The organism is Paenarthrobacter sp. NPDC057981 (genome assembly GCF_042886835.1).
GTDB lineage: Bacteria > Actinomycetota > Actinomycetes > Actinomycetales > Micrococcaceae > Arthrobacter.
This window is the reverse complement of the sequence record NZ_JBHVQI010000004.1, coordinates 84408-104385: the sequence shown is the minus strand read 5'-3', so window position 1 is coordinate 104385 and position 19978 is coordinate 84408. Positions and strand designations below refer to the sequence as shown.

At 62.2% G+C, this 19978-nt stretch carries 17 protein-coding genes; 6 read left to right on the top strand and 11 right to left on the bottom strand.

Annotated elements, in window-relative coordinates; genetic code table 11:
- The first annotated feature begins 32 nt into the window (after positions 1 to 32).
- Positions 33 to 620, top strand: coding sequence for a DUF3043 domain-containing protein (locus tag ACFVSI_RS06765; protein WP_387821143.1), 588 nt, complete (start codon positions 33 to 35; stop codon positions 618 to 620).
- A gap of 64 nt (positions 621 to 684) precedes the next feature.
- On the opposite strand, the gene ACFVSI_RS06760 is transcribed toward ACFVSI_RS06765, so the two are convergent.
- Entirely contained in the window at positions 685 to 1764 is a 1080-nt protein-coding gene (locus ACFVSI_RS06760) for a quinone-dependent dihydroorotate dehydrogenase (protein WP_387821140.1), read from the bottom strand.
- A gap of 68 nt (positions 1765 to 1832) precedes the next feature.
- Between ACFVSI_RS06760 and ACFVSI_RS06755 the strand changes: the two genes are divergently transcribed.
- The 3 genes from ACFVSI_RS06755 to ACFVSI_RS06745 are packed head-to-tail and all read left to right on the top strand — an operon-like array spanning position 1833 to position 5611.
- On the top strand, positions 1833 to 3515 hold the full coding sequence (locus tag ACFVSI_RS06755) for an FAD-binding dehydrogenase (RefSeq protein WP_387821136.1): 1683 nt from the start codon (positions 1833 to 1835) through the stop codon (positions 3513 to 3515).
- Positions 3516 to 3524: 9 nt separating this feature from the next.
- Positions 3525 to 4544 (top strand): alpha/beta hydrolase, encoded by a 1020-nt coding sequence (locus ACFVSI_RS06750; RefSeq protein ID WP_387821133.1) that lies wholly within the window; start codon positions 3525 to 3527, stop codon positions 4542 to 4544.
- Complete coding sequence (locus ACFVSI_RS06745; RefSeq protein WP_387821130.1) at positions 4541 to 5611, top strand: alpha/beta hydrolase; 1071 nt, start codon at positions 4541 to 4543, stop codon at positions 5609 to 5611. The genes ACFVSI_RS06750 and ACFVSI_RS06745 overlap by 4 nt, the downstream gene beginning before the upstream one ends.
- Positions 5612 to 5626: 15 nt before the next feature.
- Here the strand turns inward: ACFVSI_RS06745 and ACFVSI_RS06740 are convergent, their stop codons facing one another.
- The 3 genes from ACFVSI_RS06740 to leuA form a co-directional block, all read right to left on the bottom strand.
- The gene (locus ACFVSI_RS06740) at positions 5627 to 6451 is read right to left on the bottom strand and encodes an isoprenyl transferase (RefSeq protein ID WP_387821127.1); all 825 of its coding nucleotides are present in this window, start codon (positions 6449 to 6451) and stop codon (positions 5627 to 5629) included.
- Between the two features lie 2 nt (positions 6452 to 6453).
- Positions 6454 to 7206, bottom strand: coding sequence for a DNA repair protein RecO (recO, locus tag ACFVSI_RS06735; protein ID WP_387821124.1), 753 nt, complete (start codon positions 7204 to 7206; stop codon positions 6454 to 6456).
- 84 nt (positions 7207 to 7290) lie between these two features.
- The gene (gene leuA / locus ACFVSI_RS06730; RefSeq protein WP_387821121.1) at positions 7291 to 9030 is read right to left on the bottom strand and encodes a 2-isopropylmalate synthase; all 1740 of its coding nucleotides are present in this window, start codon (positions 9028 to 9030) and stop codon (positions 7291 to 7293) included.
- 249 nt (positions 9031 to 9279) lie between these two features.
- On the opposite strand from leuA, the gene ACFVSI_RS06725 reads away from it, so the two are divergent.
- Positions 9280 to 11232 (top strand): M13 family metallopeptidase, encoded by a 1953-nt coding sequence (locus ACFVSI_RS06725; protein WP_387821118.1) that lies wholly within the window; start codon positions 9280 to 9282, stop codon positions 11230 to 11232.
- Between the two features lie 73 nt (positions 11233 to 11305).
- Here ACFVSI_RS06725 and ACFVSI_RS06720 read toward each other — a convergent pair whose 3' ends face one another.
- The 5 genes from ACFVSI_RS06720 to ACFVSI_RS06700 form a co-directional block, all read right to left on the bottom strand.
- Positions 11306 to 12865 carry an LCP family protein gene (locus ACFVSI_RS06720; protein ID WP_306841288.1) on the bottom strand — a complete coding sequence of 520 codons (1560 nt, stop codon included), beginning with the start codon at positions 12863 to 12865 and terminating at the stop codon, positions 11306 to 11308.
- A gap of 108 nt (positions 12866 to 12973) precedes the next feature.
- Complete coding sequence (era, locus tag ACFVSI_RS06715) at positions 12974 to 13936, bottom strand: GTPase Era (RefSeq protein ID WP_387821114.1); 963 nt, start codon at positions 13934 to 13936, stop codon at positions 12974 to 12976.
- Entirely contained in the window at positions 13920 to 15251 is a 1332-nt protein-coding gene (locus ACFVSI_RS06710; RefSeq protein WP_387821111.1) for a hemolysin family protein, read from the bottom strand. Before ACFVSI_RS06710 ends, era begins: the two co-directional genes overlap by 17 nt.
- Positions 15248 to 15721 carry an rRNA maturation RNase YbeY gene (ybeY, locus tag ACFVSI_RS06705; protein ID WP_144658898.1) on the bottom strand — a complete coding sequence of 158 codons (474 nt, stop codon included), beginning with the start codon at positions 15719 to 15721 and terminating at the stop codon, positions 15248 to 15250. The genes ACFVSI_RS06710 and ybeY overlap by 4 nt, the downstream gene beginning before the upstream one ends.
- On the bottom strand, positions 15718 to 16800 hold the full coding sequence (locus tag ACFVSI_RS06700) for a PhoH family protein (RefSeq protein ID WP_387821107.1): 1083 nt from the start codon (positions 16798 to 16800) through the stop codon (positions 15718 to 15720). Before ACFVSI_RS06700 ends, ybeY begins: the two co-directional genes overlap by 4 nt.
- Before the next feature lie 274 nt (positions 16801 to 17074).
- Between ACFVSI_RS06700 and ACFVSI_RS06695 the strand changes: the two genes are divergently transcribed.
- Positions 17075 to 18013 (top strand): GerMN domain-containing protein, encoded by a 939-nt coding sequence (locus ACFVSI_RS06695; protein WP_387821104.1) that lies wholly within the window; start codon positions 17075 to 17077, stop codon positions 18011 to 18013.
- 31 nt (positions 18014 to 18044) lie between these two features.
- Here the strand turns inward: ACFVSI_RS06695 and ACFVSI_RS06690 are convergent, their stop codons facing one another.
- Positions 18045 to 18806, bottom strand: a complete 762-nt coding sequence (locus ACFVSI_RS06690; protein WP_387821101.1) for a 16S rRNA (uracil(1498)-N(3))-methyltransferase — start codon at positions 18804 to 18806, stop codon at positions 18045 to 18047.
- Positions 18807 to 18808: 2 nt separating this feature from the next.
- A complete protein-coding gene (dnaJ, locus tag ACFVSI_RS06685; RefSeq protein ID WP_144658901.1) occupies positions 18809 to 19936 on the bottom strand; it encodes a molecular chaperone DnaJ in 1128 nt (375 codons plus the stop codon).
- Positions 19937 to 19978 lie beyond the last annotated feature (42 nt).

The window sequence follows — 19978 nt, the reverse complement described above, 5'->3', positions numbered from 1 at the left end:
CTACGCCACCTCTCTGAGGGTATTCTGTATGGGTGTTCGGACGTAAAAAGGAAGAGCCCAGCGCTCAGTCAGTAGTAGACCAGGCCTACGCCCCGGCGCCGGGGGCCGGCAAGGGCACCCCTACGCCCAAGCGGAAAGACCAGGAAGCAGCACGGAAGCGCCCTCTGGTGCCCACCGACCGCAAGGCTTCGAAAGCGGCAGAGCGGGTGGCCATCCAGGATCAGCGCCTGAAGATGCGGCAGGCCCTGGACACCGGTGATGAGAAGTACCTGCCCTTGCGCGACAAGGGCCCTCAGAAGCGGTACGTACGCGACTACGTCGACGCCCGTTTCAGCCTCGGCGAATACTTGATGTTCGGCGCTTTGCTGTTCGTCGTCATTTCGCTGATCATTCCGCCGACCAGTGCCGGGATCAGCTACGTCCTGGTGGGCTTCTGGATCATGTTCCTCGCGGTCTTCGTGGACGTTTTCATTCTTTCCCGCAAGCTTCGCAAGCAGTTGACGGCGAAGTTCGGCGAGGTTGAGCGGGGAGCCATCTGGTATGGCTGCATGCGCGCCCTCCAGTTCCGCAAGCTTCGACTCCCCAAGCCCCAGGTGAAACGCGGCCAGTACCCGGCCTAGGAGCCTCCACCATTATCAAGAAGACCCCGGACCACTGGTCCGGGGTCTTCTGCCTTAAGAGGCTTTAGCGGGACGCCCGCTGCCGCAGCTTGACCAGGCCTTTGTTGATGCGGGATACCCAGAACGGACCCTCGTACAGGAAAGCCGTGTACCCCTGCACCAGCGTTGCACCGGCATCGAGGCGATCCTGAACGTCGCGGGCGGTCTCGACGCCACCAACGGCAATCAGCACAAGCTCATCACCCACAGCATCCTTGAGCCGCCTGAGGACTTCCAGGGAGCGCTGCTTGAGCGGAGCACCCGACAAGCCACCGGCCCCGAGGGCCTCGACTTGTGCGGGGTCGGACTTAAGACCAGCCCTGGAGATCGTGGTGTTGGTAGCGATAATTCCATCCAGCTTCAGGTCCAGCGCGAGACGGGCGACGTCGTCCACGTCTTCATTGGACAGATCCGGAGCAATCTTGACGAGCAAGGGAACGTGCCGTCCTGCAGCTTCGTCGGCGGCGTCACCGACGGCCCTCAGCAGCGGACGCAGGGTTTCAACGTTCTGCAGCAGACGCAGGCCCGGCGTGTTCGGGGAGCTGACGTTTACCACCAGATAGTCCGCGGCAGGAGCCAGGCCGCGCGCACTGATCAGGTAGTCTGCCGTGGCGTCGTCAAGGTCCACGTTTTTGGTCTTGCCAATGTTGACGCCGATGATGGGACGTGTCTGCGGGTACAACCTCTGCAAAGCAGCCCGTGCGGACTTGAGTCTCGGCGCAACGGCTGCGGCGCCGTCGTTGTTGAATCCCATGCGGTTGACCACGGCCCGGTCTTCGATAAGGCGGAATAACCGGGGCTTGTCGTTGCCGGGCTGGGCCTGGCCGGTAATAGTGCCAACTTCGACGTGACCGAAACCAAGGTCGGCCAAAGCCTCGATACCGTGGCCTTCTTTGTCGAAACCGGCCGCCAGCCCGAAGGGCGACGGGAAAGTGAGGCCGAAAGCCTCTGTCCTCAAAGAGGCATCCGGGGCGCTCAGCCGCGCCAGAATCCGGCCGGCGCCGGTACGGTGCGCTGTCCGGATCGCCTGGAAACCGATCTTGTGGGCTTTCTCGGCATCCATCCAGGAGAAGGCCAACTTGAAGAATGTGGGGTAAACACGCATGCTCCTAGTTTTGCCGGTCCGGGACCGCTGGCCAAACCCGTGACCGCAGAAGCCGCTAGCATGTACGCATGCCGCTGGAAGATAGTGACGCACATCATGGACCCCGGCGCGTTTCTGCCGACATCGCGGTGGTTGGTGCCGGATTATCCGGACTCGTCGCGGCCGCGACCGCCTACGCCGCCGGCAAGAGCGTGGTGGTGCTGGACCAAGAGCCGGAAGCATCAGTGGGAGGCCAGGCGCACTGGTCCTTCGGCGGACTCTTCATGGTCGATACCCCGGAGCAGCGCAGGCTGGGCGTAAAGGACAGCCCCGAGCTCGCCCTGTCCGACTGGATGGCTTCCGCTGCCTTCGATCGACCGGCCGATGGGCACGCACGGGCCTGGGCGGAGGCCTATGTCCATTTCGCCGCCGGTGAGAAAAGGAGCTGGCTCAGTAACTTGGGCGTTGGCATTTTTCCGCTGGTTCAGTGGGCCGAGCGGGGTGGGTACGGTCCCCAAGGTCACGGAAACACGGTGCCCCGATTCCACGTCACTTGGGGAACGGGACCGGCGCTTGTCCAACCGTTCCTCGCCAAGGTGCAGGAAGGGGTCGCTGCGGGAAAGGTGCGGATGTTCTTCAGGCACAGGGCCGCGTCCTTGACGACGACGGCGGGCCGGGTCACCGGCGTGTCCGGCCAGGTTTTGAAACCTTCGACGGCGGTGCGGGGCCAGGAGTCCTCGCGGGTCGCCGTCGGCGACTTCGAGGTGAACGCCGGAGCGGTCGTGGTGACCACGGGAGGGATTGGGGGCAACCACGATCTCGTGCGTCGGCAATGGCCAGGTGGCTCAGCGCCGGCCAACATGCTCAGTGGCGTGCCCGCGTTCGTGGACGGTGGGTTCCTTCCGGCAGTCCAAGCAGCGGGCGGAAGATTGATCAACGGTGACCGGATGTGGCACTACCCCGAGGGCATCCACAATTACGAGCCTGTGTGGCCCAAGCACGGAATCCGCATCCTCCCGGGACCTTCGTCTCTGTGGCTCGACGCCGAGGGCAGCCAATTGCCGGCCCCGCTATTCCCGGGTTTCGATTCCCTGGGAGCGTTGCGCCATATTCTCGCAACAGGCCACGGCTACTCATGGTTCGTCCTTGACAGAACCATCGCCCTCAAGGAGCTGGCTCTTTCCGGGTCTGAACAGAATCCTGACCTCACCGGCAAGGACGTGAGGCTCCTTGCCTCGCGCCTGAAGCCGGGCACCGACTCCCCTATCCAACGTTTCCTGCAAAGGGGCGAAGACTTCATCGAGGCCACATCGGTCCGGGACCTCGCCGCGGGGATGAACCGTCTGGCTCAAAACCACCTGATCGACGCCGGCACCCTGGAGGCGTTGGTGGACGCCCGGGACCGGCAGGTGACCAGTGGCCTTGGAAAGGACCCACAGCTTGCCGCGATCAGGGCAGCACGGCGCTTCGCCACCGACAAACTGATGCGGGTCGCACCCCCGCACCGCCTGACTGACCCCAAACACGGTCCCTTGGTTGCGATCCGCCTCTCGGTCCTGACCAGGAAGAGCCTCGGCGGCCTTCAAACAGACCTGGGCTCAAGGGTATTGGGCGTGGAGGGGGAAGCGGTTCCGGGTCTTTACGCAGCCGGGGAGGCTGCCGGGTTCGGCGGAGGAGGCATCCACGGGTATCGGGCGTTGGAAGGAACGTTCCTTGGCGGCTGCCTCTTCTCGGGCAGGGCTGCAGGGCGGAACGCCGCGGACGGTGTCTAAGCTAAACCCATGGAGTGGACCCCTGACATCCTTGGAAAGGACTTCCAGTCCTGCGGCTTCGAGGCGGCGGGGCCCGACGGCGTGACCCGCCACGCCACCCTGGTCCGGCATCGGACTGAAGGGACTTCCACCTCGGATCGAGGTTCAGGACGAGCGTCCTACGGAGCCGTGCTCTTCCTCCACGGTTGGAGCGACTACTTCTTCAATACCGAGCTCGCCCGGTTCTGGGCCGGGCAGGGTTACGATTTCTACGCTTTGGACATGCACAACCATGGCCGGAGCCTGCAGTCCAACACTCCGGGCGGCTACGTAGCGGACTTGAGGTACTACGATGCCGAAATCGACAGAGCCATGGAACTCATTCGGGATGACCGCTCCGGCTACCCCGAGGGCACGCTGACCTTGATGGGGCATTCAACCGGAGGCCTGGTTGCCGCGCTGTGGGCCAGTCGGCATCCAGGCCAGGTCCAGTTCCTGATACTCGACAGTCCGTGGCTCGAAATGCACGGGAGCTCACTGGTCCGTCGAGCCGCCCACGCCATGGTCGCGCCTCTTGCCAGGTTTCGTCCGGAGACTGTATTGCGGCTGCCGGAGAGAGGTTTCTACTTCCGGAGCATCAGCAGCAGCGCAGAGGGAGAATGGGTGCTCGACGAGCAGTACCGGCCTCCTTTTGCCTTCCCCGTGCGGGCTGGATGGTTGAGCGCCGTCTTTGCAGGCCATTCGCAGGTTTCCCGTGGGCTCAACCTGGAAATACCTGTGTTGGTCCTGACTTCAGCGGCCAGCGCCAACGGCATGGTGTGGCAGGAATCCATGCGACGCTCCGACGCGGTCCTGGATGTGGGCATCATCGCCCTGCGCGCCATGGCGCTGGGACGAACAGTTACCTTGGAGCGGATTGATGGCGGCCTGCATGATGTCTTCCTCTCGGCACCAGAGGTACGGAAAGACGCCTATGAACGGCTCGCCCGCTGGATCCGCGGATTCATGCGCCACGGCGCTCTGGAAGGGCAAGAGGAAAGGGATACGTGACGGGGACAGGCAACTCCGGTCAGCAGTGGAGGCCCGACGTCCTGGGCCATAACTACGAATGCATGGACCTGCCACTCAATGATGACGACGAAGGTCCGGTCAAAGCAACGCTTGTGAGGCACGCTCCGGCTCTTGAGGACACAGCTCCGCACGGAATCCTCGATTTCCTGACGACCTTCGTCAAACGCAGGCACCGCACACCGCACGAAACAGACGGGGCACCCAAAGTCGTCCTCTACCTTCACGGCTGGGCGGACTACTTCCTCCAAACGGAACTCGCCGAATACCTCACCGCCTCAGGCTTTCTTTTCTATGCGGTGGACCTCCGCAAATTCGGCAGAAGCCTTCTCCCAGGACAAACACCGGGCTACGCATCCGACCTCAGTGTCTACGATGAGGATCTTGCCGTGGCCCTGAGGGAAATCGAACGGGACGTGGCAGCGCGGACCAACAATCATGTGCCTCCTACGATCCATGTGATTGCCCACTCCCTTGGTGGACTCATCGCCGCGCTATGGGCCGACCGCAACCCAGGCACAGTGGGCACGCTGGTCCTCAACTCCCCATGGCTTGAGCTCCAGGGCAGCAGCTTGGTCCGGAGCATCGCCATGCACCTGGTGGAACCGTTCGCCCGCACCGACCCGAAGCGTCCCTTCAGATTCCCGGAAATGCCTGCTTACTGGGAAAGCGTCAGCAATGAAGCGCATGGTGAATGGATGCTGGACCCTGTGTGGCGGCCCCGGGCTTCATTTCCCATACGGGCTGGTTGGACCAAGGCTGTCCTTGCCGGGCACGCCGCTGTTGAGCGCAAGTTGAACATTGATGCCCCTGTCCTGGTTCTGTTGTCGGGCCGGACCAGGATCCAAGCAGAATGGACGGCCGACCTGATGCGCGCGGATGCCGTCATCGACGTCGAAGAAACCTCCCGGCGCGCCCTTGGCCTGGCGCGGCGAACTGCCGTGTTCCGGTACCCGGGCGCCCTCCACGACGTCTTCCTGTCGCGCCGCACAGTCCGCCAACAGGCCTACCGCGACGTTGCGGTATGGCTCGCCGCCTACCCGTACTGAATTAGCACACGCAGGCTAATTGGCGGCGGGCGCCGCGTCCACGGCTCCTCCATAGCGCCTGTCGCGTTTGGCATAAATTTCGACGGCGTCCCACAGGGTGCGCCTGTCAACGTCCGGCCAGAGGGTGTCCATGAACACGAATTCCGCGTAAGCAGATTGCCACAGCAGGAAGTTGGAGAGCCGCTGCTCCCCCGAACTCCGCAGGAAGAGGTCGACATCCGGCAGGTCGGGCTCGTCCAGGTACTTCTGGATGGTCTTTTCAGTGACCGCACCCGGCTTGAGCCGCCCCGCTGCAACGTCTTCGGCAATCGCGGACACAGCGTCGGCAATCTCAGCCCGGCCTCCGTAATTAACACACATGGTCAACGTGCAGGTGTCATTGGCCCGGGTGTACTCCTCGGCTTCTTCCAGCTCCTTGATGACGGAGCCCCAGAGACGGGGCCGGCGGCCGGCCCAACGGATCCTGACACCCCAATCGTCGAGCTGGTTTCGCTGCCTACGAAGCACATCCTTGTTAAATCCCATCAGGAAGCGCACCTCTTCGGGTGAACGGCGCCAGTTCTCGGTTGAAAATGCGTAGACGCTGACGTACTTGATACCCAGCTCGATGGCTCCGGCCATGACATCCAGAAGGGCAGGCTCGCCAGCCTTGTGCCCCTCGATCCGGGGCAACCCGCGCTGATTGGCCCATCGTCCATTGCCATCCATGACAATGGCGACGTGCTGCGGGATAAGCTCACTCGGAATATTTGGCGGAACCGCTCCGGAAGGATGCGCATAAGGCGCCTTTACGGGGGTAGTCCGGGCCGCCGTCGTCTTGCTTTTCTTTCCAAGTGCCACTGTCAGCTTCGCTCCACATGTTTGAGGGATTTCACGGCACGTTCCAAATGCCATTGCAGGTAACTTGCCACCAGGCCCGCGGCTTCACGGCGGTGCCGCGGATCCGATGCGTCCGCAACCGTCCAGTCGCCGGTCAACAATGCTCCAAGCAGGACGACGGTCTCGGCCGCCGGCGCCGGCGAACCGGGCGGCCTGCAGTCCCCACAGACCATCCCACCCACCGGGGCGGCAAAGGCAGTATGTGGTCCAGGACGGCCACACCGGGCACAGGAGGTAAAGCTGGGAGCCCATCCCCCCGTGGCCAACGCGCGCAGAAGATAGGAGTCCAGGATCAGCTCCGGCGGATGGTCCGAGCGGCTCAGGGCTGCCAACGCACCCACCAGAAGGTTGTACTGCGCCGTCCCTGATTCGGAATCGGCGTCCGTCAGCTTTTCAGCGGTCTCGGTCATGGCCGCAGCCACCGTGAACCGGCCATAGTCGGCGGCGATGCTGCTTCCGTAGGCACCCTTGGCCACAGCCTGGGTGACAATGTCCAGCGTTCGGCCCGACACCAGCTGCAAATCTGCCACCATAAACGGCTCAAGCCTGGCTCCGAAGCGGCTGCTTGTCCTTCGGACGCCTTTGGCCACGGCACGCACTTGCCCATGGTGTTTCGTGAGCAAGGTAATGATGCGATCCGCCTCGCCCAGCTTGTGGGTACGGAGCACTACGGCATCGTCCCGATATGCCCGGGCGGCAAACGATGGATTGGCCACATCTAATCTTCGCACTATGCCTGGACCCGGGACGGACACCGGACCGTGTGGTGACAGAGTTTCCTGTCACCACACGGTTCCGGCCTAGGCCTGGGCGTCGCGGACGGCTCTGTTCACAGCCGAAATCAACGCCTTGAGCGAGGACGTCGTGGTGCTGGGGTCAATCCCTACTCCCCACAGGACACGCTCGCCGACGGCACATTCGACGTACGCGGCAGCGCTGGCGCTGCCGCCCTCGGACAGGGCGTGCTCGCTGTAGTCGAGGACCCGGACGTCGACGCCGTCCTGGTGCAGAATGTCCAGCAACGCCGCAATCGGACCATTGCCGTGTCCGGTGCGCCGCACCTCGGCACCATCAATCCGCAGGTTCGCATTCATGGTCATGGCACCGGCTTCATCGGTTTCGGTGCTCACGCTGCCCAGCGTGTAGCGGCCCCACTGGGCCTGTTCCTCGTCTGAAGGCAGGTATTCGTCCTGGAAGATCTGCCACAGCTGGGATCCGCTGACTTCGCCACCGACAGCGTCCGTGCGCCGCTGGATAACACCGGAAAACTCAATCTGGGCCCGCCGTGGCAGGTCCAGGTTGTGCTCATTCTTCAGCAGGTACGCAACTCCACCCTTGCCGGATTGGGAGTTGACCCTGATAACGGCTTCGTAGCTGCGTCCCAGGTCCTTCGGGTCGATGGGCAGGTAAGGCACTTGCCAGGTGAAGTCATCCACGGACTTGCCGGCAGCGGCGGCGTCCTTCTCCAGGGCCTCAAAGCCCTTCTTGATTGCGTCCTGGTGCGAACCGGAGAACGCTGTGAAGACCAGGTCGCCGCCATAGGGTGAGCGCTCCGGAACGGGCAGCTGGTTGCAGTACTCCACTGTTCGGCGGATCTCATCAATATCCGAGAAGTCGATCATGGGGTCCACACCCTGGACAAACATGTTCAGCCCGAGCGTCACCAAGTCCACGTTGCCGGTGCGTTCGCCGTTTCCGAAGAGGCAACCCTCAATGCGGTCCGCGCCAGCCAGGTAGCCGAGTTCGGCTGCAGCAACTCCGGTGCCACGGTCGTTGTGGGGGTGCAGGGAGATGATGATGCCGTCGCGGGGGTGCAGGTTGCGGTGCATCCACTCGATCGAATCGGCGTAGACGTTCGGGGTAGCCATTTCCACGGTGGCCGGCAGATTGATGATGACCTGCTTGTCGGCCGATGCCTCAAAGACGTCGGCAATGGCGTTGCACACACGTGCGGCGTACTCGGGCTCGGTTCCCGTGAAGGACTCGGGCGAGTACTCGTAGGTGATGTGCGTGTCCGTCAGTGTTTCTTCGTACTTCTTGCAGAGCCGTGCGCCCTGCAGTGCGATGTCCAGGATTCCGTCTTCGTCCTGGTTGAAGACGACACGCCGCTGGAGTACCGACGTGGAGTTGTACAGGTGAACAATTGCCTGCTTGGCGCCGACCAGGGACTCATAGGTCCGCTCGATCAGGTGTTCCCGCGCCTGGGTCAAGACCTGGATGGTGACGTCGTCGGGAATGTGACCGCCCTCGATCAGCTGACGGACAAAATCGAAATCGGTCTGTGATGCGGAAGGGAACCCTACCTCGATTTCCTTGTAGCCCATCTTGACCAGCAGCTGGAACATCTTCAGTTTGCGGGCCGGGCTCATGGGATCGATCAGCGCCTGGTTGCCGTCCCGAAGGTCAACAGCACACCACCGAGGAGCTTTGGTGATGACCTTGTCCGGCCAGGTACGGTCAGGGACCTCAACGATGATCTGGTCCTGGAACGGCACATAGCGGTGAATGGGCATACCGGAGGGCTTTTGTGCATTACGCATGACGTGTGGCCTTTTCTCTAAGAACTGTATGAAAGCTTGGCCGGACACAACGAAACTCCGCGGCGAGGGTGGCCCAGCGTCAAACAGCTATCAGGCCTCGCCGCGGCAGCTAAGAAGAAGCATTTCCGCACGCACAAAATTACAGTAGCACGGTGCGTATGATGACAGTGCAACACCTCATGCAACGTCCACTATGCAGACGCCGCGGCGGTGGCAACGCCGACTGCAGCGTCCCTTCAAGGAGCCACAGTGCCACAGTCGGGGATCACTCTTTCGAATATCGACCACAGCGTCCGGCCCCAGGACGACCTTTATCAACACGTCAACGGCGCGTGGCTGAACAGCACCACCATTCCTGACGACAGGCCGTTGGAAGGGACGTTCACCGCCTTGCGCGATGGAGCCGAACTTGCAGTGAAGGCAATCATCGAAGAAGCCGCAGGCAAGGGTGAAGCGGCCACGGGCATCGAACAGAAAGTGGGCGGCCTTTACACAAGCTTCATGGACGAGGCCGCGGCCGAGGCAAAGGGACTCGACCCCGTCCGGCCGCGACTTGACGAGGTACGGGCGGTGCAGTCCACCGGGGAGCTGGCAGGCTTGATTGGCCGGCTTTTCCGTTCGGATGTATCAGGGCTCTTTTCGATCTACCCCGCCCCGGATGCCGGCAACCCTGAACGCATCCTGCTGTACATCGGTCAAGGTGGCTTGGGCTTGCCTGATGAGTCCTACTACCGCGAGGACAAGTTCGCCGGCATCGTTACGGCTTACAGCGGATACATCGAAAGACTGTTTACCCTCGCCGGAGTCCCCGACGCTGCGCAGGCTGCTCAGCGCGTGGTCGCGCTTGAGACGGCCTTGGCATCGCATCATTGGGACAACGTCACGCTCAGGGATCCCCAGAAGACCTACAACCTGAAGTCCGCAGAAGAGGCAACGGCGCTGTTTCCCTTGCTGGACACGTGGTTCGACGCGGCGCGGGTCGATGCGGACAAGCGTCAGGAAATTGTTGTCAGCACACCCGACTTCTTCACCGGTGCTGCCGGCTTGCTGGAATCCGAGCCTCTGCAGACGTGGAAGGAATGGCTGACACTCCGGGTTCTCAGTTCGGCCGCCCCTTACTTGTCGTCCGCCTTCGTGGACACCAACTTTGAGTTTTACGGCACGACCCTCAGCGGGACACCACAGAACAAGGAACGGTGGAAGCGTGGAGTTGCGGTCGTGGAAGCAGCACTTGGCGAGGCAGTTGGCCAGATCTACGTCGAACGGCACTTCCCCGCCGGTCACAAGGCCCGGATGGAGACCTTGGTAGCCAATCTGATCGAGGCCTACCGCGAAAGCATCTCGTCATTGGAGTGGATGGGCGAAGAGACCAAGAAGGAAGCCCTGAAGAAGTTGGACGCGTTCCGTCCCAAGATCGGCTTCCCGGAGAAATGGATTGACTACTCTGCCGTGGAAATCGACCCCAGTGATCTTCTCGGCAACGTTGAGCGCGCCCATGACGCCGACGTGGACCGGCACCTGGACGAGATCGGCAAGCCCGTTGACCTGACGAAGTGGCTGATGACGCCTCAGACAGTCAACGCCTACTACCACCCCATGTTGAACGAAATTGTCTTCCCGGCTGCCATCCTCCAACCGCCTTTCTTCACCGCGGAGGCGGACGACGCCGTGAACTACGGTGGGATCGGCGCAGTGATCGGACACGAGATTGGCCACGGCTTCGACGATCAAGGATCGCAGTTCGATGGCAGCGGCGCACTGCGCAACTGGTGGACCGAGGACGACCGCAAGGCCTTCGAAGCACTCACGGCAAAACTCGTGGCCCAGTTCGACGCCCTTTCACCGTATGCCGCACCCGATCACAAAGTGAACGGCAAACTCACCCTGGGCGAGAACATCGGAGATCTTGGCGGACTGACCATTGCCTACAAGGCGTACCTGCTGAGCCTGGATGGTAAAGAACCGGAAGTCATTGATGGCTTTACGGGCCAGCAACGGTTCTTCATGTCGTGGGCAGCCGGCTGGCGTCAGGTCATTCGAGCCGAGGAAGCGATCCGCAGGCTCGCCACCGACCCGCACTCCCCCAATGAGTTCCGGACCAATGCCATCGCACGAAACCTCGATGCTTTCCATGAGGCCTTCGGAGTACGCGAAGCTGACGGAATGTGGACCGAGCCGCAGGAACGCGTCAGCATCTGGTAAACAAACGAACAAGAGAGGCCGGGCCAGTTCTTCAACTGGCCCGGCCTCTCTCATGAGTCGCCTGCGTTATCCGCTACTGATCGATGTAGAACGGGTTCACCTGTTGGCACACCGCGTCCTTGGCAGTTTGGTTGACCACATCTGAGGGAACCGACGCTGCTCCGTAGGCCGTGCCGGTTGTGAAGTCCGTACCCACGTAAAGCTGCACACCAGCCACGCCAGGTGCCTCTTGAACTTGGGCGGCCGGGATGCCATAGAGCTTGGCGACGTCGGCGGCCACGTCGGCAAAGCCCGTTCCGTAGTAAAGCACGGTCTGGTCCACGGGGTTGGCCAGATAGGACACAGCCTGTGCGAATCCGCCGCCCGTCAGAACGGCCATCAGTTCCTGGCCGCGGGTGGCGACACCACTGCCGTTGGCCACCGAAACAGGCTGGATCGCCTTGTCATAGGCAGGCGCGGCGGGTGTTGTGGCTGTCGGCTGCGGGGCCGGGCTTTCTGACGGCGAGGGAGTAGCCGTCGCACCAGGGGTGGTGAGGTCGAGGTCCGCGCGCAGTGCTGCGAAGAGCTGGGACGCTTGGGGTTCAACCAGTTCAAGGCGGTTCGGATCCACGGCTGCAGCCTGGGTTGGCACTGCCACGAACGCTACCTTGGACACGTCAATGTCCTTCAGCCGCCCACCGATGGTCAACAGTGACGGGACCGAGGCGAGGCCCTCGTCCACGGTCAGGTTTTGGGTGACGACGTCTGCGATTTGCAGGAGACGCTGCGGATTGCCCAGGGTGCCTTCACTCTTGAGCTTTCGAGTCAGGGAAGAAAGGAATGCCTGCTGGCCCTTGATGCGACCCAAGTCGCCTCCGTCGCCGAACGCATGCCTGGTGCGCAGGAACGCCAAGGCCTGCTCGCCTTCGACCAGCGAGTCGCCCTTCGGCAGGCGGAGGCGGGAATCCGGATCAAAGACGGGATCGCTGACGCAGACATTCACACCGCCGACGGCGTGGGAAAGTTCCTTGACGGCGTTGAAGTCCGCCATCATGAAGTGGTCGATCTCAAGACCCGTCAGCTTGTTGATAGTGTCGACTGCGCAACCGATGCCGGCCTCTGCCATGGCCTCGTTGATCATCACGCCGCTTCGGGCGGGAAACGTCTGGTTGTTCGTCCGGTCGGTGCACTGGGGCACATTCACCAGCAAATCCCGGGGGAAGCTGAGGACATTGACGCGCTTGTTGTCGGCAGAGATGTCCAGCAGCATCATGACATCCGAGTGACCATAACCCGTGGAATCCTCGCTGGTGCCGTACTCGGCATTCTTGCCGTCACGGGTATCGGAGCCAAGGATCAGGATCTGGAGCCGGTCGGTCTTGTCATTGGCTGTGGCCTCACCTGCATTGCGGCTTTCATCAGCACTCAGGGGGGCCTTGGTGATGTTGGTCTGCAGTCGGATAAACCAGAAAGCAGCAAACGCGACGCCGGCGACCAACGCGACGGAGACCACGCCGGTGACGATCTTCAACCAGAGCGGCCATCCCTTGCGCTCATTCATATGGCGCGGAGTGCCGTCGGCCTCGGCTCCATGGCGTGCCGCAACGGGGCCAGCGGTGCCGGTGCCCTCCGGGCGGGCGTCACGACGTCGCACTATTCGGTTTACCTTTCCTTAAAACAGCTCGATCCCCGCAATCATAGTTGCCGTTTCTGGGAAGTTCCTTATCGGGCCGGGAGCCACGCCGGATCCAGCTCCGCTGGTCTAGAAGCCGAGTTTGACCAGCTGCTTCGGATCGCGCTGCCAGTCCTTGGCAACTTTGACATGCAAATCGAGGTAGATCCGTGTACCGAGAAGGGTTTCGATACCCTTGCGGGCATTGGTTCCGACTTCACGCAGCCGGCTGCCACCCTTGCCAATGATGATGGCCTTCTGCGAGGGACGCTCTACATAGAGATTGACGCGGACGTCCAGGAGCGGATTGTCCTCAGTACGTCCTTCACGCGGCACGATCTCCTCCACCACTACTGCCAACGAGTGCGGAAGCTCATCACGTACCCCTTCCAAAGCCGCTTCGCGGATGAGCTCGGCGATCATGACCGCTTCGGGCTCATCTGTCAGCTCGCCATCCGGGTAGAGCGGCGGGGAGGCAGGCATGTGGCTGATCAGAACGTCCGCGACGGTGGAAACCTGGAAACCGTCGGCCGCTGAGACCGGAACGATGTCAGCCCATCCTGCTTCTCCCAGGACATCCCTGCCCAGTTCGGCGACGGCGAGCAACTGCTCGGTCAGGGCCTGGCGGTCCACGAGGTCGGTTTTGGTCACCAACGCGACGATCGGCTTGCGTCCGACGCCGGCCAGCTGGGCGGCAATGAACTTATCGCCAGGACCAATCTTTTCGTTGGCAGGCAAGCAGAATCCGATGGCGTCCACTTCAGCCAAAGTGTCGGCAACGAGCTCGTTCAGCCGCTTGCCGAGAAGGGTACGGGGACGGTGCAGACCCGGCGTGTCCACGAGAATCAGTTGTGCGTCCTCGCGGTGGACGATGCCGCGGATGGTGTGGCGCGTAGTCTGCGGCTTGGCTGAAGTGATCGCTACCTTCTGGCCAACGAGGGCATTGGTCAGGGTGGACTTGCCGGCATTCGGCCGACCGACCAGCACCGAGAAGCCCGCGTGAAAGCCGCCGAAGTCGTTGTCGGCGTCGAATTTCTTATTTTGCTTGCTCACGTGGAACTCCCTGTTGCGTTGAGTCGGCGTCGTCGAGAAGGTCTTCAAGGTCAGTGTCTTCCTTTGGCATGGCGGCCGCAATGATATGGCTGACCCTGTTACGCCGACCCTCAAGCCTATCTGCCTTTAGGAACACCCCGTTCACTTCAACGGAGCTCCCGACAATCGGAACCTGGCCGAGAGCCTTGGCGAGGAGACCGCCCACAGTGTCCACTTCGTCGTCGTCGAGTTCGATATCGAAGAGTTCGCCAAGGTCATCGATGCTCATGCGTGCGCTGACGCGGTACTGTCCGTCACCCAAGTCGACGGCCTCTTCAGCGGCCGCGTCGTATTCGTCGACGATCTCGCCAACGATTTCTTCGATGAGATCCTCCAATGTCACCAAACCGGCGGTTCCACCGTACTCGTCAATGACGATGGCCACGTGGGTCGACTCCTGTTGGAGCTCGCGCAGGAGATCGCTCACCAGCTTGGATTCGGGAACGTACCGGACATCGCGGGCCAGCGAGTCGACGTCGTGCGGCTGCAGTCCCGGCTCACCGCGGTGCATGGCCGCGGCAACATCCTTGAGGTACAGGATGCCGCGGATTTGATCCGTGTTCTCACCGATCACTGGAATTCGGGAATAGCCCGACCGCAGGAACAATCCCATGGCGGTCTCAAGGTCGGCCCCCGTGCCGATACTGACAATGTCCGTGCGGGGAACCATGACAGAACGCACCAAAGTGTCGCCAAAGTCGAAGACCGAGTGGATAAGTTCTGCTTCGTTGTCTTCGATCATGTCGGACTCGGCCGCGCGGTCCACAAACTCGCGGAACTCTTCTTCGCTGACGAAAGCATCATCGCCGGCTGGAGCGCCAGGGGCTACCGCTTGGCCAAGGGCCACAAGCCAGCCCGGAATCGGGCCCAGGATCCAACACAGGAACCTGATCAGGGGCGCGGTGAAGCGCACTACCGGTCCGGAGTGCGCGCGCCCAAGCTGCCTGGGCGAGACACCCACAAGCACAAAGCCGATAACGGCCATGATGCCCGTCGCGGCCAGCCCGGCGAGCCACACGTTGTCCAGCAAGCTGTGGAGGACAACGGCAACCGCCACGGCCGCCGCCATTTCAAACCAGACTCGCCAAAAGCGCAGCGCCCTCATATGGGCTATGGGGTTTTCCAGGATGCCGGCCAAGGCTTTGCCCTTGCTCCGGCCAAGGGATTGCTCGGCCTCGTGGCGGGGCAGGAAGTTGAACGCAGCCTCCGCTGCAGTCAGCAGGGCTACAAAGCTGAGGAAAACCAGCGCCATGCCGACCAGGATGAGCGAGGTCACTGCATGGTCTCCATGGGGGCATCCTTGCCCAGGAATTCAGACAGCAGTTCGCGCTGCAGGCCAAACATCTCTTCTTTTTCCTCGGGTTCTGCGTGGTCGAAGCCCAGCAGATGCAGGATCCCGTGAGTGGCAAGGAGCAGCATTTCATCCTGCGTTGAGTGCCCCGCATTGCGCGCCTGCACCTCAGCCACCTGCGGGCAAATGGCGATGTCTCCGAGCATGCCCTGCGGAGTCGGCTTGTCCGGCGTCCCCGGCGTCAGCTCATCCATGGGCACGGACAGAACATCCGTGGCCCCGGGCTCGTCCATCAGCTCAATGTGAAGCTTCTCCATGGCGGGTTCGTCCACCAAGAGGATCGACAGCTCCGCCTGGGGGTGGATGTAGAGGCGTTCAAAAATGAAGCGGGACAACGTCACCAGCTGTGCTTCATCGACTGCCACGCCGGACTCGTTGTTGACTTCAATGCTCATTTACGTTCTCCACGTTTATGGGTGTTGGCAGCTGCCGTGGGTCGGTGGGCGTCATCCCATGCGCTGTAGGCGGAGACGATATCGGCCACCAGGCGATGCCGCACAACGTCAGCCGCCTCCAGGATCGAGAAGTTGACGTCGTCGATACCGGTGAGGATTTCGCGGACGATCCTCAGGCCCGAGGTCGAACCAAAGGGAAGATCGATCTGCGTGACGTCGCCGGTCACCACCATCTTGGACCCGAACCCGAGACGCGTCAGGAACATCTTCATCTGTTCCGGAGTGGTGTTCTGGGCTTCGTCAAGAATGATGAAGGCGTCGTTCAGGGTACGACCACGCATGTACGCCAAAGGCGCCACCTCGATAGTCCCGGCTGCCATCAACCGCGGAATGGATTCCGGATCCATCATGTCGTGAAGGGCGTCGTACAAAGGACGCAGGTAGGGGTCAATTTTGTCGCTGAGAGTGCCAGGAAGGAAGCCCAGCCTCTCCCCCGCCTCAACGGCGGGCCGCGTCAGGATAATCCGGCTGACTTCCTTGTTCTGCAATGCCTGTACAGCCTTGGCCATGGCGAGGTACGTCTTGCCTGTACCTGCAGGACCAATTCCGAAGATCACCGTGTTGTCGTCTATGGCGTCAACATAGTTCTTTTGGTTCAGGGTCTTGGGCCTGATGGTCTTGCCCCTGCTGGAAAGGATGTTGTGGGTCAGGACATCCGCAGGATTCTGCACAGACTGGGTCCTCAGGAGGGAGACCAGTTGCTGAAGTACGTCCGGCGTGACCAAGGTCCCCTTGGCCACGAGACCACGTACCTCCTCAAGGAGGCGCATGATGCGGGGAATCACCGTGGAAGGACCGGTCATGGAGAGCTCGTTGCCACGAACGTGGAAGTTCACGTCCGGGAACTGTTCCTCGATGTACCGCAGCGCTTCATCATGGCTGCCCAGCGAGTGAACCATCTGGTCGGAGTTGTCGAACGTAACAACTTCCGTGCGCGTGCCCGGTAAGGTGTGCGGGAACTCGGTCAGCGGCTGGTTCCCGTTTCCGGTCCTGAGCCGCCCGTTCAAAGATTCACTCATAGTGCTGGCCTTGCGGCCTGTTCTCCTCCGGTTGATGGTATGACGCAATCCTACGCCAGCGCCGGGCCGGATGAACCTCGGCAAGGCGCCGGAACCTCGGCCGAAACGATGCCGACGACATTTTGTCTCAACTCGGCATCAAGCCGGTATCAATCATGTTTCAGTTGACCGCTGTCCACCCAAACCCGGCCGGACGCCGTCGTCAATGTGCCAAGCTGGCTTAATCGGGTGGTTGGAACCCCCGCAGCCCTGACCAAAAGGAAGCACCATAGCCATGCCAGCGAGCACCCGGAAAGGCGCACGAAAGCGGACACGGTCCGCCATCGCCGCGCCTGCGATGCTTGCTGTCCTGCTGCTGACCGGTTGCATTGCCAACGGCGGAGGGGGTAGCCAGGCAACGTCGAGCCCGCCATCGCTGTCCGTGCAGGACGCCCCCGCGAGCAACGCCCCCTTGGAGACAACTCAGGCTTCCACCAAAATTCCGGTCTATTGGATTGGGCGAAGCAAGGACGAGGTCTACCTCTACCGCGAATTCCGGGACATTTCCGGTGACGGCAACCCTGTCACCACCGCCCTGAAGATCATGATGGCCGAGAAGCCGTTGGATCATGATTTCTTTACGCCCTGGCAGGAACCGGGAAACCTGGCGACGTCCATCTCGGGCAAAAACGTAATCACCGTCGACGTCTCCCGCGACGCCTTCAACTCGAACCTGGATGCCGGGATGGCCCAGCGCGCCATTCAGCAGCTGGTGTACACAGCGACGGCGGCAGCCTCGTCCTCCGGACTCATCAACTCGGGCCAGCAGATCCAGGTGGTCATCCTGGTGGACGGCCACAAGGACTACATGGCGTTCGGACAAGTAAAACTTGGCGAACCGATGACACGCGACGCTTCCTTGGTCGCGCCGCTGTGGATCATTGATCCCCAGGAGGACGTTTCCCTGCCGTCCGGGCTCATCAAGTTCAACGGCCGCATCACAGACAACTCCCGGCCCATCAGCTGGCAGATCCTCCAGGACAACGGCAAGGGAGAGAAGTCGAGCCTGCTCACGGGCCAGACCAAGGCAACTGGCGAGCCCGGTCAGTACGGTCTTTTCAGCTTCGGAGCCACACTGAAACCCGGCAAGTACGAGCTCCGGGTATCCGAGGTGGACGACGCCGGCAAGGCCATCGAATCGAGCACGGATACCCGCTTGTTCAGCGTCTCCTAGGCATGTCCGCCGCGGACTGGTCGCCGGCCGGCTACCAGCGGCCCAGGACGTCGCTGGCCAGAACGACGGCGGCAGGTCCCGCCGTCGACGACCGCAACACATGGTGACCCAACAGTGCGGTGACGGCACCCGCGTCACTGAGCCGCGTTACTTCGCGCGGTGAGATTCCGCCTTCCGGCCCGACAATCAGAAGAACCTCGCGCGGTGGGGTGTCGCCAGCATCCAGCTTCTCCAGGACCTCCCGCAAGGGATTCTTGGCGTCCTCGTGGAGGATGATGGCGAGGTCGGCTTCCGCAACAGCCTTGGCCAGTCCGCTCGAGTCGACGATCGGGCGGACCGGAGGTATCCAGGCCCTGCGCGCCTGCTTTGCCGCGGCGGTCACCACAGACTCCCACTTCGCATGCGCCTTGGCTGCCCGGTCCCCCTTCCAGCGGACAATCGAGCGTTCGGACTGCCAGGGAACCACGGCATCGATTCCAAGCTCAGTAGCCGTCTCGATTGCCAGCTCGTCGCGGTCGCCTTTGGCCAAGGCCTGCACCAGGACCAAGCGCACGTGGGGCTGCTCTTCGAACACGACATCCGCCGCCGTCACCGTCAAGGTGCCAGGTCCGATGTCGGCGACGGTTCCGGTGAGCCGGGCGCCAGCGCCGTCGGCGATGTCAACGGACTCGCCGACGGCCAAGCGCTTGACCGTGACGGCGTGGCGCGCCTCCGGTCCCTCCAGGACAAAGGCGGCACCGGAGTGCAACTGGTCAAGGCTGCCGGCTGGCGCGAAGAAGACGGGATTGCTCACCGCTACAGGTTACCGAGCTTGTCCCGGAGCTTTGCGAACATTCCGCCGCTGGCCACCAGTTTGCCTTCGGTGAATTGCTCACCGCGAAGCTTGGCGAGCTGCTGCAGCAGTTCTTCCTGGGCGTGGTCCAGTTTGGTGGGCGTCTCGACGTGCAGGTGCACTTTGAGGTCGCCACGGCCGTAGCCGCGGAGATGGGTGACGCCAAGGCCGCGAAGGGTGATGATCTCCCCGGACTGCGTCCCCGCCTTTACCTCAATGTCCTGTGCGCCGTCGAAGGTGTCGAGCTCCAAGTCCGTCCCGAGGGCTGCTGCCGTCATGGGCACGCTCAGGGTGGCGTGCAGATCATCACCTTCACGAACGAACGTGGAATCGTTGTTCACGCGGATCTCCACGTAGAGATCGCCCGCCGGACCACCGGCGGGTCCGGCTTCGCCCTGGCCGGACAGCTGGATACGCGTGCCGGTGGCGACACCTGCCGGCACCTTGATGGTCAACGAACGGCGGCTCCGGATGCGGCCCTGGCCGCTGCACTCGTTGCAGGGATCCTTGATAACGGTGCCGAATCCTTCACAGGTGCCGCAGGGCGCGGTGGTCATGACCTGGCCAAGGATGGAGCGCACTGCGCGCTGGACCTGGCCGCTGCCGCCGCAAATGTCGCAGCGTTCGGGGTGGGTGCCGGGACGGCAGCAGCTGCCATCACACGTTGGGCAGACCACGGCCGTATCAACTTCAAGCTTCTTGTTGACGCCGAACACCGCGTCCTTGAGGTCGATCCGGACACTGATGAGGGCGTCCTGGCCGCGCCGGACACGGGAGGCCGGCCCTCCGTGTCCGCCGCCTCCGCCAAAGAAGGTGTCGAAGATGTCCTGGAAGGCGAAGCCCTGGCCTGCGTACCCGCCACCGAAGCCGTTGTCAGTTCCGTTTTCATTGCCGGTGGCGTCGTAGACGCGGCGTTTCTGGGGATCTGACAACACTTCGTATGCGTGGGTCACGGCCTTGAACTGCTCCGCGACATCTTCACCGGGGTTTACGTCCGGGTGGAGTTTCCGTGCCAGCTTGCGGTACGCCTTTTTGATCTCTTCCCCGGTGGCTTCCGGCGAGACTCCCAAAACGTCATAGTGGCTGCTCAAAGTCGGTATCTCTTCCTGGTTGTACTGCGGATGTTTCCTCGG

Excerpts from the sequence above, each read along its gene's own strand:
- ACFVSI_RS06700 (WP_387821107.1), bottom strand. The coding sequence starts at position 16,800 with ATGAGTGAATCTTTGAACGGGCGGCTCAGGACCGGAAACGGGAACCAG.
- leuA (WP_387821121.1), bottom strand. The coding sequence starts at position 9,030 with ATGCGTAATGCACAAAAGCCCTCCGGTATGCCCATTCACCGCTATGTG.
- ACFVSI_RS06750 (WP_387821133.1), top strand. The coding sequence starts at position 3,525 with ATGGAGTGGACCCCTGACATCCTTGGAAAGGACTTCCAGTCCTGCGGC.
- ybeY (WP_144658898.1), bottom strand. The coding sequence starts at position 15,721 with ATGAGCATTGAAGTCAACAACGAGTCCGGCGTGGCAGTCGATGAAGCA.
- ACFVSI_RS06755 (WP_387821136.1), top strand. The coding sequence starts at position 1,833 with ATGCCGCTGGAAGATAGTGACGCACATCATGGACCCCGGCGCGTTTCT.
- ACFVSI_RS06695 (WP_387821104.1), top strand. The coding sequence starts at position 17,075 with ATGCCAGCGAGCACCCGGAAAGGCGCACGAAAGCGGACACGGTCCGCC.
- ACFVSI_RS06760 (WP_387821140.1), bottom strand. The coding sequence starts at position 1,764 with ATGCGTGTTTACCCCACATTCTTCAAGTTGGCCTTCTCCTGGATGGAT.